Source organism: Bacillus sp. FJAT-27231, assembly GCF_001183975.1.
GTDB classification, from domain to species: Bacteria; Bacillota; Bacilli; order Bacillales; family Domibacillaceae; genus Pseudobacillus; species Pseudobacillus wudalianchiensis.
In genome coordinates, this window is record NZ_LFZU01000001.1 from 4,111,644 (window position 1) to 4,127,856 (window position 16,213).

At 37.6% G+C, this 16,213-nt stretch carries 12 protein-coding genes and 1 pseudogene; 6 read left to right on the forward strand and 7 right to left on the reverse strand.

The window, feature by feature from the left end:
• The first annotated feature begins 12 nt into the window (after nt 1-12).
• Complete coding sequence (locus AC623_RS19665) at nt 13-444, forward strand: DUF3021 family protein (RefSeq protein ID WP_049665852.1); 432 nt, start codon at nt 13-15, stop codon at nt 442-444.
• A 164-nt stretch (nt 445-608) separates the two neighbouring features.
• Nucleotides 609-1,913: an alpha/beta hydrolase family protein gene (locus tag AC623_RS19670; RefSeq protein WP_049665853.1), complete on the forward strand. Its 1,305-nt coding sequence runs from the start codon at nt 609-611 to the stop codon at nt 1,911-1,913.
• 154 nt (nt 1,914-2,067) lie between these two features.
• Here AC623_RS19670 and AC623_RS22045 read toward each other — a convergent pair whose 3' ends face one another.
• The 3 genes from AC623_RS22045 to AC623_RS19680 form a co-directional block, all read right to left on the reverse strand.
• Nucleotides 2,068-2,589 (reverse strand): DMT family transporter, encoded by a 522-nt coding sequence (locus AC623_RS22045; protein WP_231603561.1) that lies wholly within the window; start codon nt 2,587-2,589, stop codon nt 2,068-2,070.
• Nucleotides 2,586-2,852: an EamA family transporter gene (locus AC623_RS22050; protein ID WP_331457023.1), complete on the reverse strand. Its 267-nt coding sequence runs from the start codon at nt 2,850-2,852 to the stop codon at nt 2,586-2,588. The genes AC623_RS22045 and AC623_RS22050 overlap by 4 nt, the downstream gene beginning before the upstream one ends.
• Before the next feature lie 452 nt (nt 2,853-3,304).
• Nucleotides 3,305-4,606 (reverse strand): GHKL domain-containing protein, encoded by a 1,302-nt coding sequence (locus tag AC623_RS19680; RefSeq protein ID WP_049665859.1) that lies wholly within the window; start codon nt 4,604-4,606, stop codon nt 3,305-3,307.
• 861 nt (nt 4,607-5,467) lie between these two features.
• Between AC623_RS19680 and AC623_RS19690 the strand changes: the two genes are divergently transcribed.
• Complete coding sequence (locus AC623_RS19690; protein ID WP_049665862.1) at nt 5,468-6,649, forward strand: NupC/NupG family nucleoside CNT transporter; 1,182 nt, start codon at nt 5,468-5,470, stop codon at nt 6,647-6,649.
• A 315-nt stretch (nt 6,650-6,964) separates the two neighbouring features.
• Here AC623_RS19690 and AC623_RS19695 read toward each other — a convergent pair whose 3' ends face one another.
• Both AC623_RS19695 and AC623_RS19700 read right to left on the reverse strand, forming a co-directional pair.
• Nucleotides 6,965-7,813 carry an MBL fold metallo-hydrolase gene (locus tag AC623_RS19695; protein ID WP_049665865.1) on the reverse strand — a complete coding sequence of 283 codons (849 nt, stop codon included), beginning with the start codon at nt 7,811-7,813 and terminating at the stop codon, nt 6,965-6,967.
• Nucleotides 7,814-8,162: 349 nt separating this feature from the next.
• Nucleotides 8,163-9,635: a purine-cytosine permease family protein gene (locus AC623_RS19700; protein WP_049665867.1), complete on the reverse strand. Its 1,473-nt coding sequence runs from the start codon at nt 9,633-9,635 to the stop codon at nt 8,163-8,165.
• A 423-nt stretch (nt 9,636-10,058) separates the two neighbouring features.
• Between AC623_RS19700 and AC623_RS21290 the strand changes: the two are divergent.
• Nucleotides 10,059-10,334 (forward strand): annotated as a pseudogene (locus AC623_RS21290) (flavodoxin-dependent (E)-4-hydroxy-3-methylbut-2-enyl-diphosphate synthase); the annotation flags it as partial.
• Between the two features lie 344 nt (nt 10,335-10,678).
• On the opposite strand, the gene AC623_RS19705 reads toward AC623_RS21290, so the two are convergent.
• Nucleotides 10,679-11,851 (reverse strand): DUF2515 family protein, encoded by a 1,173-nt coding sequence (locus AC623_RS19705; RefSeq protein ID WP_049665869.1) that lies wholly within the window; start codon nt 11,849-11,851, stop codon nt 10,679-10,681.
• Nucleotides 11,852-11,924: 73 nt separating this feature from the next.
• Here AC623_RS19705 and shc point away from each other — a divergent pair, with 73 nt between their 5' ends.
• Both shc and AC623_RS19720 read left to right on the forward strand, forming a co-directional pair.
• Nucleotides 11,925-13,832, forward strand: coding sequence for a squalene--hopene cyclase (gene shc, locus AC623_RS19710; RefSeq protein WP_049665871.1), 1,908 nt, complete (start codon nt 11,925-11,927; stop codon nt 13,830-13,832).
• Between the two features lie 356 nt (nt 13,833-14,188).
• Nucleotides 14,189-14,734 (forward strand): HXXEE domain-containing protein, encoded by a 546-nt coding sequence (locus tag AC623_RS19720; protein WP_049665878.1) that lies wholly within the window; start codon nt 14,189-14,191, stop codon nt 14,732-14,734.
• A gap of 950 nt (nt 14,735-15,684) precedes the next feature.
• Here AC623_RS19720 and AC623_RS19725 read toward each other — a convergent pair.
• Nucleotides 15,685-16,212 carry a 3-phenylpropionate/cinnamic acid dioxygenase subunit beta gene (locus AC623_RS19725; RefSeq protein ID WP_231603677.1) on the reverse strand — a complete coding sequence of 176 codons (528 nt, stop codon included), beginning with the start codon at nt 16,210-16,212 and terminating at the stop codon, nt 15,685-15,687.
• Between the last annotated feature and the right edge of the window lies 1 nt (nt 16,213).

Consider the following 16,213-nt stretch of genomic DNA (forward strand, 5'->3'; position numbering starts at 1 on the left):
GGGAGGATAAATATGAAGCTTTCCGAATTTGTACAAAAGATGATGAAGGATTTCCTGATAATCTTTGCGTCTATCATTATCATTATTACGATTTTGCGACAGGTGTATTATCCCGATATGGCCTTCGATTTAAAATCAATTTATATTGTAATGGCTTTTTCAATTTTTAGTGCCTTAATAGGGTTTATTTTGTATTCTCCTCATGATATGAGCGAGAAGGAAATACGCATAAGAACGGTTATTCACTTTGCCGCTTTGGAGATTCTATTAATTGTCCTTGGCAGCATTTTTGATATTGTAAATAATACATCGGATGCCATTACTCTGGCACTAGAAATCGCAGTGATCTATACGCTAGTTCGTCTGCTATCATGGCGAAATGATAAAAAAGAAGCCCAAAAAATCAATGAAAAACTAAAGGCGTTCAAGAAAGATGTGTATTAAACTGAGCATAAAACAGATTGTCATGCAGTAAGCTTTATGGCTTACTGCTTTTTTGCATCTTATTGCCTTATAGATACAACTTACTATTTTTCTATATACAACCTTTTCACAATTTTTTATGATGAGTTCATAAATAAATTATTTAAAGAGAAGGAGTAACCATTATGGGAACTTTACTATTGTTGATCGTTTTACTATTCGAGATTGGGTTTGCCATCTATTGCATGGCAACGAAGCAAAACCATAAAAAATTAAAGAATTGGATTAGAATTGCTGTATTTGCAATCTTTATTCTGCTTACACTTTCATCGGTCATTGTATGGAGTTTCCGCTGGGTTATGCTTGCCGTGCTGCTTTTCCTATTAGCGCTAAATGGAACGGTTTCTCTTGTCCGCAATAAAACAAACATACAAACATACAAAACTTCTTCTATTGTGTGGAAATCTATTGTGATGACAGCGGTATTCGTATTTGCGCTTGCACCTGCCATTGTTTTTCCGCAGCATCCATCACCAAAAGTAACAGGCAAATATGACGTCGCAACGGCTTCTTACACCTATACTGACAAAAATCGCATAGACGAATTCTCCGACAAAAAACAAAATAGATTTGTGAACGTGGAGTTTTGGTATCCGAAAAATGCAAATGGTACCTATCCTCTTTTAGTGTTCTCACATGGAGCATACGGCATTAAGGCCAGTAATACTTCTACCTATACGGAGCTGGCAAGCCACGGATATGTAGTCGTGTCCATCGATCATCCTTATCACTCCTTCTATACTGCTTCAGCCGATGGCACAAAGACTTTGATTAATACAAATTATAATCGCGAAGTCAGCAACGCCAATAAAGAAGGTGTTTACACGAGGAAAGAACTCTATGGACTCATTCAAAAATGGATGAAGCTGCGAACTGATGATATGAATTTTGTTCTTGATACGATCCTTAATAAATCTAAGAATAACCCTAGTTCCGTGTATCAAAAGATTAATACAGAGAAAATTGGTGTATTCGGACACTCAATGGGCGGATCGGCAAGTGTCTGGTTAGGCAGAGAGCGTAACGATATAGATGCCGTTGTCAATATTGATGCCCCGTTCTTTAGTGAGCTTGTGTACAAGAAAGATGTGGGGGATTTTGCGGCAAGCAGCAAAGCCTACAAAACCCCCATTTTTAACCTATATTCCGACGATGTTTGGGGACAGCTCGACAGCAACTCTACTTATGCAGCGAACAAACTCAATAATAAGAACTTCAAAGAAGCCTATACCGTTCATTTTCAAGGGACAAAACATCTAAGCTTAACCGATTTACCACTTTTCTCTCCTCTGCTTGCCAATAGCCTGCAAGATGGAAAAGCCGATATCGATCCATATTACTGTGTTGAAACTGAAAATAAACTCATTCTTGAATTTTTCGATTATGAATTAAAGGGAATTGGCCATTTTGCTCCCAAAAAAACCTATTGATTTTTATTCAGAAACTATAAAAGAAAAGTAAGTAATACAGCTTTTTGTATTCTTTCCATGTAAAAATTAGCTTGAAGAGCTTTGCTGATCTAAACGATTAGCAAAGCTCTTCTTATATTTAAGCGGTGTTAAAGTTTTTATAATAGAAGTCTTGTTAATTTGATCGGCTATGCAGCTTTCTTCGTTGGTACGTAGATAGCACTACTCCTCCCACTATAAATAGTGATCCTAAAATTTCTGCTCCCGTTATTGATTTGTATAACAATATCAATCCCATGATCATTGCTACAAAAGACTCCAAATTAGATAATATAGAAGCCTTCGAAGCATCAACATGCCTAATGTTATTATTCCACATCAATGTTGCCACACCGTGTACAACAACGGCAGTTCCAATCAGCAAAACCCAATCTGGCACTTTAGAGCTTAACCGTAAAGGATTATCTAATAAAAAAGCAACAAGAACTGATACAACCAAGCTTACAACATTTGAGTATAAAGTGATGGTAAATGGATCGATTCTTTGAGAAAGAAGCCTCGTTATGATAATCATAATGGCGAAGGTTATCATGGTGATCACAATCCATGATAGACCTTTATCAATATGCACCGAAGATAAATTCCCTTTTACTACAATAGACCCCATCAACATACGAATGGTTAATTTTTCTTTCAAAAGATAGCAGCTAAGACACTAGTTAAAATAGGGGGAGTAGCCAAAATAAGAGCAGAGATTGCAGGATCAGCCGTTTGTAATCCTACAAAAAAAGACCATTGGTTTATAAAAACACCAATAACTCTTAGAAAAAAACCGCCAGTAAAATCCGATTTATTAATTCGTTTAAAGTGTTTTTGGTATGAAGATAATCCAATTAAAAATAGTACAATAAAGAAAAGTCTAAGCTTGGTTAACAGAGCTGGGAAAAATCTTGGACTAATATCTTCCTAAACACAAAGTTGCTTCCCCACACCATTACACAAAATGTTAGCCATATATGCTTTTAACATCGTTATCACCCTTCCTACAACAAATGCTAACTGTCCTATTTTATACTTAATAGAATTTTTTCATATACCTTTTTATTTGGATGTATTCATTCACTAATATGTAGATTAAGTGCTGTTTAAAAGATTGAACCAAAGGAAGAGTACAGAAATGCCTTGGAAGAAAAAAATTTCACAGACAAAGGGGTGAGTTTTCAAGAAGCGACATAAAATATAGTGAGTTTATTTCGTATTTAATTAGGAGCTTCTCCTGTCTAAAATGCAAGGAACTTCAAACAAATAATAAAGCTGTACCATACAAGTATTATTCTTAATACTTGTATGGTACAGCTTCTTTCCGGAATATGTTATACCCTGTATATACTAGCATTTCAGTCTAATTTTCCTCATTTGGGGATTTCTACTACGGCGGCAGTCTCTAATTCAGTTGAATCGATGGAGATACGCCCGCCGTACTTATTAACGACTTCTTTCACAATAAATAAACCTTGCCCTCTTGCTTTTCCTGGCACTGCTTCTTTCGTCGAAAATCCGCTTTCAAAGATATTTTCCTTATCCTTAATCTTTGGTCCTGTATTGGTAATTTTAAATACATACTGATTTACATCTGCTCGACATACTATGTCTATTTTCCTTTCATCCTCAGGCAGCTCGATTGTTGCATCAATGGCATTATCAATTAAATTCGATAATACTTTGATTAAATCCGTTGTTTTGATCGTATTAAATGGATGACTAGAGATTGTAAATTGAATATCAATATTATAATTTTGAGCAGAAAGTTTCTTCGTTTGCAACAATACAGCGAGTCCAGGATTATCTACATTTAATTTTATAGATTCAATAGCCTGAACTTCTTTAAATAAGGAAGCGGCATAGTCTAATGCCTGATCTTGCTTCTCTAATTTGAGAAGCCCGTGCAATACTTGAACATGATTAATAAAGTCATGTCTTAAAGATTGAACAGAGGAGATTAACGTTCTAATTTCTGTTTGGTAAGTACCCTCTGTCTCCTCAATTTCCTTTGCGGATTCTTTTTGATACCATTTATTCATCATAAAAAAGGATAGTAACACAATGAATACGAAGACACCATTAAAAACAAGGATAGAAATACTGTTTTCTATTACTTTTCCTCCGATATCCTCCAGCATATCAGCTCCAATATCAATCCCTAAATAGCCAATAATCTTTCCGTCATGACCCTTTATAGGTGCTCCAACAGATAAATAATCTCCATACTTGGCATCCTTAATGACTCCTGTGACATATGCCTTTCCTTTATAGGCTTTCTTAACCTGCTTTTCCGGTACTGTGCAAACCTCTCCTATCGGAAAACTTCTTTTTGCCTCTTCCGGCATCCCCACGATCATGGTTTTTGCTACTTTTGGATTGTCAATCGCAAGGGTATAAACATATAAGGCCCCTATTTTTTCCCTCGCATCATTTAAGTAGCTTCTAAGTTCCCAATAAGGTTCGTTTTTTACAGGGTTAAGCAAAAACTGCTCATACGTTTCTATATCTATCGAAGAAGCAATTGACTTTGCCGCTTCCACACTTTGATTTGCAATTGACTCTTCAACCGTCCTTTTGATTTTTAAATAAGAAGTATATATATTCAAACTTGTAAAAAACAACAACAGCATAATAGATAAGACAAAAATTAGTTTTATTTTATTTCTTTTCATAATGAACTTGTACTTCCTCACCTTTATAAAATTGAAAAGGTAGATAATCTGTTTTTCGTATTTATACACCCCGTACGACTTAAACAAAACTCAGCATTTTCACCTTGAAGCAGCTATTTCTTTCTCCATAAACAACTTTCTATAGCCCATCATAAATCGATGATGAAACTACATTTCAACTTTTTATACAAATCCTGGGCCTGCATAATCATCATACCAAATATCCCAATTAAGCCAATTAAAATTTTATCGTTAGTTATGTTATAGTTCATTGCGATGTATTTAAATAAGTTTTTTAACCGGTTTTCATATAGTCCCTCTCTTTGCACTAAAAACAGGTTTCCAGCCTATAGACATAGCCACACCTGAGTAAGGGACTTTTTTTAAGTGGCCATTATTCATGGGTATAGGTCACTACAAACCTTTTTTGTATGATTCTTAAATAAAGAAGGGGAAAAAAACCGTCTGCTTTTGCTGCTTCCTTCTATTGCCTGAAAATGCTTTATCCTAGGCATAAGGTTATACATCACGATGAAGTCTCCCCTGATAAACTGAGACATCATTTAATTCAACTTGAACAAATTGGTATAAATGTTATTTTCACTTTTATAAAAATCCTTCCTATCTCTTTCAACATTTAGGGCATTCTAGTTAATAGGTAGTTGCATAAAAATAATCTCCTTAAATTTACTGCCCTTACAAACCATTGTTAGACGAGCTTTTGTGTTACTTTTATGAAACATGGACAAAATATCCATTGTAATCATGAATAAAAGAGGTTACTATTCTAGCGGTAACCTTACCAGTGGTAAATTCACTGGAAGCGTGCCCATATTGTTTAAATTCATCAGGAGGTTACGTATGCGATATGTTATTGCTATCTTAGGTATTTTTGTTGTATTGTTTTTGGCTTGGTTGGCAAGTTCCAATCGAAAAGAGATAAAAGTCAAACCCATTATCACAATGATTCTCATTCAAATTATTTTATCAGTGTTACTGTTAAATACAGAATACGGCTTAGTCATCATCAAGGGAATAGCCACTATTTTCAGCGTACTGCTCGAATATGCAAACGAAGGGGTTTCCTTTGTATTTGGCGGCATGGCGAACAAGGGAGAGGCTCCATTCTTTTTAAATGTATTGTTGCCAATTGTATTTATTTCTGTATTAATTGGTATTCTTCAACATCTGAAAATTCTACCGTTCCTCATGAGGGGAATTGGATTGCTATTAAGTAAAGTCAATGGAATGGGTAAACTTGAATCATATAATGCAGTTGCTTCGCTGATGGTGGGACAATCGGAGGTTTTCATCACATTGAAAAAACAACTCGACCTGCTTTCGACACAGCGTTTGTATACTCTATGTGCTTCGGCAATGTCGACTGTGTCGATGTCCATAGTTGGTGCTTATATGACGATGCTGGAGCCAAAATATATTGTTACGGCCCTAGTTTTAAATTTATTTGGCGGTTTTATCATAGCTTCTATTATTAATCCGTACGAGATAAAACCAAATGAAGATCTATTAGAAATACAACAGCATGAAAAGCAATCCTTTTTTGAAATGCTCGGGGAGTATATCCTTGATGGTTTTAAGGTTGCCATTATCGTTGGGGCCATGCTGATCGGGTTCATTGCTTTAATGGCAGGATTCAACCATGTGTTTGAGCTATTGTTTAACATCTCTTTTCAGCGGCTACTAGGTTATCTCTTTGCTCCAATCGCCTTTATTATGGGAATTCCTTCATCAGAGGCGGTTAGTGCTGGAGGGATTATGGCGACTAAACTGGTGACCAATGAATTTGTCGCGATGATGGATTTATCAGGAGGTAACCATCACTTTAGTGACCGCACACTCGGAATTCTTTCTGTATTCCTGGTTTCTTTCGCCAACTTCTCATCCATCGGTATTATTACCGGGGCGGTTAAAAGTCTGAATGAAAAGCAAGGAAATGCCGTTGCGCGCTTTGGGTTGAAACTGTTATATGGTGCCACACTTGTAAGCATACTTTCAGGCATCATCGTTAGTCTCATTTTATAACACATGCTAGGTAACCCCGGCGTAGTGGTTGAAATGGAAAACAACGGCCTTTAATGACATAGTTCTAATCGCATTAGAGTCCTTACTTCAAAAAGGCAGTGGGAATGAACCACTGCCTTTTGCTAATAATGTAATTCCATTCAAAGATCTTTCATTTCCTCATCAAACATTAAGGCATCTTCAAGTTTTTTCATAATCTTTGCTAAAACAATATCAGGATAAAAAAGTCGGCAAAGAATTTGATAAGGGGCTCTGATTTGGCAATCACAGAAAAGCAAATTTCATAAAAAAACCCCTGCTAAACGCAAGGATCATTTAATAACCATTTACAAAGTCAGCGATTGTTTCTTTTTCGTCTTCTGTCAGTCCCCTTTTTACGTACTTTTCGTATTCCTCCATTATTTTCTGTTTATCACCACCGCAAATTTCTGTATATTTCGCAATGGTTCTAAGCTTAGCAGCTTCCTTATTAAATTCCTCTTTTGAAATCGGCTTTTGATGCGAAGGTATATATGTATCTGCGTCAAAGGATTCTAATTCATCTAATAGCCGCAGTGTTTCCTTGATTGTGTAGTTTTCTTTTTCGGAAAAAATATCAGGATAAATACAGTCACCCAGAAAGAGAATCTTTTCTTCTTCAATATACACGATGACTGAATCTGCAGCGTGATCCCCTCCAACATGTTGCACGATACAAGTTATCCCACCAAGGTCAATTTCCACTCGTTTTTCAAAAGTTAAATCCGGCAAGACAATCTTGATATCTCGGTGATCCGTGAATTCCTCCTTGATTGCATTCGCGCAAAATTCAATTTCCGATCCTTCTTTCACTCGTGCATCTAATGCCTCGTCTGACCATGAAAGCGGGATTAGCTTCTCCATTTCTTTTTTTGTTTCTTTGGAAGCAATAGAAACTGCATGGGGTAATGCTGAAAGACCGAAAATATGATCCCAATGCCAATGAGTAAGAACAACCATATCAGGATTAGGGACCCCTTTTTTTGAAAGTTCTTCTATAAAATAATTTGCATGATCTTCCGAGTTACCTGCATCAATCATTAATGTTTTGTTAGTGCCCACTACCATCCCTAGAATGGGCCGGTCGGTCACCGATATTGGAGTAATGTACCAAAAACTATTACCTATTTTGTTAATTGAGTGCATAAAGGGCTGCCTCCTTTCTTTTACAATATTTTAAACCGAATAGCGATTGTTTACTCATAGAGGAATCTTTCAAAAAAACTACCTCTATTTACGGTAAGGCTATCCATGCAATATTAAAGTGAAGCCTTACACTTGTTGAGGGACTTTTATACAACTTTTCTGCAAAGAGTTGTCCTTCATTCCCCGCTTATAGAATTCACCAACTATATTTTAATCTTAAATAAAACCTTACTTACTTACGATAAGGTGCACCATACTATACTATGTTAAGGTGCGGTTTCTTACCTGTTTAGCTTTCAAACATCAAAAGGTCCCGCTTATCCTAGCAGGAACCTTGATCAAACTTGGATTATTTACTTTTATTTGTATTTGCCAATTGGTAATTCTCTTGTGTATATTGACTTTTTCGCTCCTTTTGCCGTTTTACACTGGTTTCCACAGATTCTTTACTGTAGTATCTCCCCTTTGTATAGATAGCTACTGCAATAGTAAGGAGTGACGCTAACACGGCCGCAAAGAAAGTGGCTGTATTTTGCAAGAATGTCCCCATAAAGCCTAATGCCGCAATTGTTCCAAGAACACTTGATACAATTAATGGTAAAACCCCAATAGGATTCCATTTGTATAATTTTTCTTGTCTCGCTTCATATTCTTTCGGTCCAATTTTCAACAGCTTCTTCACGACTAATGCATCTGTGACCAAAATAGCAGCCCAAGCCATTAAGAGAACACCTTGGAATGTCATTGCACTTCCTAAATAATCTAAGATGCCACCAAGCATGAGCGCCATCGACACCACGCCTGCGACAACAACCCAAAATCGGCGATCCGGTTTGAAATGAAATACATTCTCAAAAAAGTTTGACAATGATAGGGAAGCACTATAAATATTTGTCACGTTAATACGTAGTTGGGTTAACATCGTGAAAAGAACTCCACCAAGTCCGAGAATGGTGACAATGTATATACCTGGATTGGATTCAGCTAACCGGACTCCAAACCATATTCCAAGTAACCCCATGATACCAAAACAAAAAATTTGTGGAATAAATCCGATCATAATCGATCCCAATTTTATATCTTTAGGTTTAAGGAAGCGCGCATAGTCAGACGCAATTAAAGCTGTTAATCCCATAATCCCGTGCTGCATTCCAATACATAATAGTAAAGCTGTTCCACCTATTTGTACACCATCTGGCATATACGTCCAAAAGTGTCCAGCATATTGTGATGGTATAGTGGCTGCGACAATGATAATAGTAATTAAAAAGATAAAGAAGATTGGTAATGACCATTTTTGTAATTTATCCAATTGTTTAATACCAAACCAATTAAGTGGAATGACAATGGATCCAAATACAACAATCAAAAGCCATAGTGGTATTTCGGGGAAAAATGCATGTACTGCTGATACGAGGATCATCCCTTCAAAGGCACAATACATGATGAAATTAGATGCGTAAATTAATGAGGTTAACGAAGCACCAATATAACCAAACCCTTGTCTAGACATAAGGTTTACGTTCATTCCTGACTTCGCGGATAAATAGGCAATTACTGTACCTAAGACACCTGCAATCACAATGGCATAAATCGCTGAAATAATCGCATTCATCGCACCAAACTGAAGGGCCATTACACTACCTGTTTGAAAATAAAAAATCGCCGTGGCAATACCAAACGTGATGTTGGTAACACTAAACCATCCCATATTCCGTTTTTCTGCCGGAACCTTATCATATGAATAATCCGTTTCTTCTTGGAGACCTTGTGCTATGTCTTTTTCCTTTTCATGGAGACCTTTCGCTAGATCTGCACTCATGCAATCATCCTTTCATGGTGCTCTCCACATCCTGTCCCCAATTTTCTTCCTATCCCCATCCTTCGTTTTATTTTCACATCCAATTACACCCTTTTTAATTGAATGCTAGCTTAAGGGGGTAGCAGAATGTGCGTTTTTGAGCATTTTAAAAAAAAGAAAATATCTTCCTTTTTTTATAAATTATTTTCTACTGTATTTATATTGTATACATAGTTTTTTAACATAATCAAGTGGCAGGGGGCAAAGCAAGTAGGAATAATCCTTTAAAATTAAGGTTTTTCCTCAACTTTATATAATATTTTCATATAATATTATTCATAAAAAAATAATAGCTAGCTTATGTTATGTATACTCTAAAATTACATCTATCTCTCGCCTGCGAACCTTTTTCATTCAAAGCATGATAATGTCAAAAACATATGATGTGGAAGCATTGAAATTGATTTAATCAGCATCGCAAATGAAGTTGAAGAATATATCTCCACTATTCGAGCACCGATTAAAGTTTCGGTACTTGGTTGTGTTATAAATGGCCCTGGGGAAGCAAAAGAAGCTGATGCCGGAATTGGAGGAACGCGTGGTAAAGGCTTATTCCATAAAGGATAAATTTTTCGCAAAGTGCCGGAGGAAACTATGGTTGAGGAATTAACAAAGGAAATTGATCAATTAGTCAAAGAATACTTCGAAAAAAGAACCTGAAAAACAAAAAGCCTAATAAAGAGCAAAAGCGGAAACGCTTTAATATTCATCTCAGTATCATCATGATAGTGAAATAATTATATTCATATTATTTTTACTTCTGCTAAGAAAATCTTATATTAATCTAGCCCCCCCGTCCTTAAGGAGAGGCATTTGGCTAAAAAACCCATTTATTTATGGTACGGTTCACCGCACCTGCTATACCAGCAGTTTTTTTATCAACTGCTGAAAAACATATTAAAAATTCATATTTTATAATGAATTTTTATAACCCTTTATATATTAATGATTCCACATTACACTGCCACCATTTAAACAACACTAGGACCATCACTCATTAATGATTATTCTTCCCGTAACAGAAGGGCTTCCTTCGCCATAACCGCAAGTTCAATTGTTTCAAGGGTTTTGCAATAATTATTTAAAATTTCACCGTTGAAACTAGCTTCTTTATGAATATAATCCAGAACACGCCAATCCTCAAACCAATCTTCACTCTTCGTATCTTCATGAGGGGTATTCGGCCAGGCGTATTTTAAAGACGGACTGTACAGCCGCTTAGCACCCTTTCTTAACAAACAATTCTTGACCCGTCTTTTATAGAGGGAACGGGGTAAAGATTCATTTACATCATTAAATAAATCAGGCCAATAATCTTTCCTTGAGCCGGTATGAGGGCATTCATGTGCCCATTTCAAGACCCCCTCCAGAATCTCTTCGCGCTGAAAAAGAATGGAGTACAATTTTTTTCCGAATAAAATTCTTTCGTGGAGCGAAGTGAAGTGCCGTGAGGTGGCACCGACAAGTGAAGCTTTCTCCACTTTTTCCCCTGCATAGCAGGGAAATAGAATGTTATTCAGTCGCAAAAACTCATACATTTTGAAACTGACCGTACCGGTTACATTTTTTTTGAAATGATGATTTTGAATCAACCCTTTTTCCAAATAGCTTTGTTCATTTATCACCATCGCAATTGCCAACGTATAGCTATCCCCGCTGCGCCAAAAATAACGCCACATCGTCTCCATGAAGGTAGAAGTGTAAAAGAAAGGCAAAAGGTGGAACATTTCTTTGCTCTCCCTCACACTCAGATCATAAACCGAAAATTGAGGATATACATCTCGAAAAATCAACCAACTGCCACGTTCTAAAAAGGAAAAAAAAGCTTTCTGATCTCTTTCAGGCAGAAGTTTCGTCAGCAATTCCCCTTTTAAGTCCGTCATGTTCCAACCGACATTTCGCGATATCAGGTGTCCAAGAAGAGCCCAATGTATTTCAGGATACTGAAGGTAAAACTGCAGATAAGCTTGCGTCCGTGTTACATTGTTTTGGTTAAGTTGTTTCGTCTGTTCTCTTATAAGGCCAATACATTGTTTATCATTTTCTGATAAACGTGGCAGAGGATAGTCAGATTTCTTCTTCATCTTTTTTTTCAATTCTTTTTTTACATCTGATAAAGAGTCCAGCAAAACGGCATCATCCTTTTCAAAGCATTTTGACTGTTCCCATCTCCCCATCAAAGGAGCATATTCATATTGCTCACGGAATATGAATGATAAAAAGGGGGATTTTTGGGGGAGGATAGGTAAAATGATGGATCGGGTATATAAGGAAATGAACAGAATCGCCTATCAGTTGGTCCAAGACCAATCAGAGGACGGGGCCTGGCATTATCCTTTCGAGACCGGGATTGCAACGGACTGCAGTATGATTATCTTATTACGGACATTGGAGATAAATGATGAGGAGTACATAAAGGAATTGGTGCAACGTATCGCTAGGAGACAGCAGGAAGATGGGTCTTGGAAGCTGTTTCATGATGAGGAAAAAGGGAATCTAACATCCACTGTGGAAGCATATTATGCTCTTCTTTATTCCGGTTATCGAGATTCAAAAGACGAGGAAATCCAAGCAGCAAGAAGGTTTATTTTGGCCAACGGAGGGGCCGCGGAAGTCCATATGTTTTTGAAAATTCTGTTGGCCCTAACAGGACAATGTGCGTGGCCGCACTTTCCCATTAATATTGAAGTGATGCTTTTACCAGACTCCTTTCCAATTAACCTTTTAGATCTCTCCGTGTACGGAAGAGCGAACATTATCCCTTTTTTAATTCTCGCCAATACGAATTTCCGTAAGAGAACGCCTCGATCGCCCAATCTCTCCGATTTGTTTCAAAAAAAAGATGTTTGTTTTTTTACAGAGAATCAAGAGGAAGAGGCCCGCTCGATGATCAAATTGATTAAACAGAGAATTAAGGGTCTGAAATCCCACGTAAACCTTCGTGAATTGGCATTATCTCGTGCTGAAAAATATATGCTGGACCGAATCGAACCGGACGGCACCTATGTTAATTATTTCAGCACGACCTCTCTCATGATTTATGCCTTACTGGCGAGGGGGTATCCAAATACACATCCGGTGATTACTCGTGCTGTACAAGGATTAAAAGCGATGACCTGCCGAATTGACGGGGAACTTCACTGCCAGTACACGACTGCTTCAGTCTGGAATACGACTTTAATCAATTATGCTCTGCAAGAAGCCGGAGTTCCCTATTCATTCAACACTATACAAAAGGCAAACAATTACATTCTCTCCCGTCAGCATCTCAAATACGGGGATTGGGCCATTCATGAACCGAACCTGTTACCGGGAGGTTGGGGGTTTGCGGACATGAACACGTTCCACCCAGATATTGACGACACAACAGCTGCACTCCGAGCGATACGTACTTTGGCCATAAAGCAAGTGGATTGCCGGCAAGCATGGGATCGTGGAATAAACTGGCTCATTTCCATGCAAAACAATGACGGCGGTTGGGCTGCATTTGAAAAGAATGTAGATAAAAAAGTGTTGAACTTGTTACCGATAGAAGGGGGAAAAGATTTACTGATTGATCCGTCGACGGTTGATTTAACGGGAAGGACTTTAGAATTCTTCGGAAACTATACGCATTTGGATCACCATCATCCCATGGTGAAACGTGGAATTCGTTGGCTGTTGCGGCATCAAAATTCAGATGGCTCCTGGGTAGGACGATGGGGCGTGTATATTTATGGTACTTGGGCGGCTGTAACGGGATTGATTGCGGTTGGGGTGCCTACAAATCATTCAGCTATTCAAAAGGCACTAGCGTGGTTGCGAAAAATTCAAAATCCCGACGGTGGTTGGGGAGAATCCTGTAAAAGTGATATCGAAAACTGTTATGTGCCGTTGGGCGAAAGTACCCGCATTCATACCGCTTGGGCCCTTGACACACTCATCTTAGCCGCAACTAGCATAACACCTGAAATTAAGAACGGTGCAGCTTTTTTAGTGGATAAAAAAGAAAAGAATTGGACGACGACCTATCCAAAAGGAAGGGGAATGGCAGGCTCCTTTTATATTAATTATCATTGTTACGAATATGTTTTTCCATTGCTTTCCCTTGCCCATTATCAAAAATTAGCTGGCGGGCAGCTTCTAACGGATTTGTCACATAAGAAGAATACTACTTAACAATTTATTTACTAAAAGGCATGCTTTGTTGTTTTATATCCTGAAGTAACATGCTCGTTCCATTGCGCTCCAGACACAAGATTCCCTGGGGAGGAAGTTGAGCTTCCTTAGCTTCGCCTTTGGCGTCTGGACTTTCCTCTGCTTCCCTTAGCAGCCAGAGTATCTTCCACTTCATTCTGCTATGTGTAAAATTATATTCAAAAGCACAATCTTTAAGGTAATAGCCTGCTAAAAAAATCTCTTGAGTGATTTTTCGGTATACTTTACCTCTTGCCCCGCAAAATGGAGAAACGACAGAAGACAGCAGGTATTGGAGAAAACGGAATCTAACCAACTAAAAAGGAGGGAGACAAAGGATGCTAGGAACTCTCCAACAATTTTTCAATTTAAACACATTAATATGGTTGCTTCCCATCATTTTTATTTTCCATGACTTAGAAGAAATCATAACCATTGAATCTTCCATGACTGCAAACAAAGGCCATTATCCGAAAACTAACTTCGTCAAACTTGCATTAAGAATGAGGGAGAAAACAGGTTCAACCGCTGCCCAGCTTGCTATTTCGGCTACATGGATTTTACTGTTTATTTCCTTCATTACATTGATGACCGCCCATTTTTCATCTAATGGAAGGGGCTTTCTTTTATTTATAGCCATTCTTAATTTATTTGTTTTGCAGGCATTCATGCATATTGTTCAAACCATCATGTTTAGGGGCTACACGCCTGGCATCATAACGTCATTGTTCCTCCTTATCCCTTACTGCCTCCTTACGTATTATTCTTTAGCTGAATATGGACAGATGGACTGGCATTTGATATTTACTAGTATCCCGGTCAGTCTAATCTTTATACTGATCTTTCTAGTTGGTAATCTTTTAGGCCGTTATTTTATTCAATAACTGGGCCCGACTTTTTTATAAGGTTACTTGACCTACTTGAGTTAAAGAATCCTCCTTTTTAATAACTAGTAAGTTTGCATTAACGAGCGCTTTCGCAAGATCATTTTTGGTTTCTATCTTACCCTATTCCATTTTGTTATAGGTTTCTTCATTTATGACCATTGTTCTACGTGTCGCCCTTTTCCTTAAATCTTTTATTGTTTTTTCTTGACTTTGGTTAGGATTAAAATTCACAATGGCACCCCAATACGTTTTGACTTTCATCACATAACCATAATTTATGTAGGCTGTTAAACATAGATGAACATATGTCTTGACCCATCATTAGAGATGCGAATTTTAAAAATTAAAAACAACTACCCATAGCTCCATCAGAAAAGGATAGTTGTTTTCGTCACAGTAATTTGCAGATGAATCTAACCCAATGGGCTTGGTGGCTTACGAGCGGTGACAGGCTCTTATTTTTAACAGAATGGTTTAATTTCTTCCTCCGCGAGCGTTTGATCTCCCTTTCTTTTTTCTTTGTTCATTTGGCTGCTTATCAGTATCATTTCTTTTTTCTTTGTGTGCATTTGAGTCTTTTACCATATTTATTCCCTCCGTTATCCCTTAAGAATGTTATTCAGCAATATCAAGTATTATCATAACCGAAGCATGTTGAATTATTCGATGGCAAGCAAACGTTTAGTTGACTAACAGTTCCTACTGCCAAGCCTGTAGTGGACCTTCATCACCAAGTTATCGTCCATGTCAGGCGCACATAAAAAATGAGGCCATGCTCCTAAAAGCATGGCCTCATTTTTTCAAACTATTCAGATAAATGTACCTGTATTGCGGCATACCTCTGCACCCTTAATCCAAATTTTTTACAACAAATTCGAATCCAAAGATCAGATTATACAGAAAAGGTGTTCGCGTCATCACCAGGGGAGACTCGAAATGGCACAATTCTACAAAAACATACTCAAATTCATAACCGTTAATACTGTCTGATCAGGAATGATTGTCCTTGCAGCAATCTTCCACTGCCCATCTACTTTCCGAATGATATCCTCCCGCTCGCCAATAATTTCTTCTATTTGATGTTCGGAAGCTCTGCTGCGTTTGAAGTAAAAATAGCTTCGGACGTTATATTCATCAGAATTAGCACCAGGCTTTATCATGATGTTGGTGATATAATGCCTCTGCCTTGTTCGCGGATCTTCAACCCACGCGGACTTCGTATAAAGCCGTTTCACCCTCGTCTCAAGGGATTTTTTCGTTTCTTCAAAATATGTCATATCATCAACGATATTCGAACCATCTCTTCTTTCCGTTGTCACACGCAACGGCATGCGGTATATAATATCATCGGTTAATAAATCATGCCATTCTTGATACATATGGTGGTCTAACAAATAGGCTTCATGATATAGAAATTGAGTAATTTCATGTTGTAATTCTGAATTCACTTGAGTGTTTGGAAATTGTAATTCCATG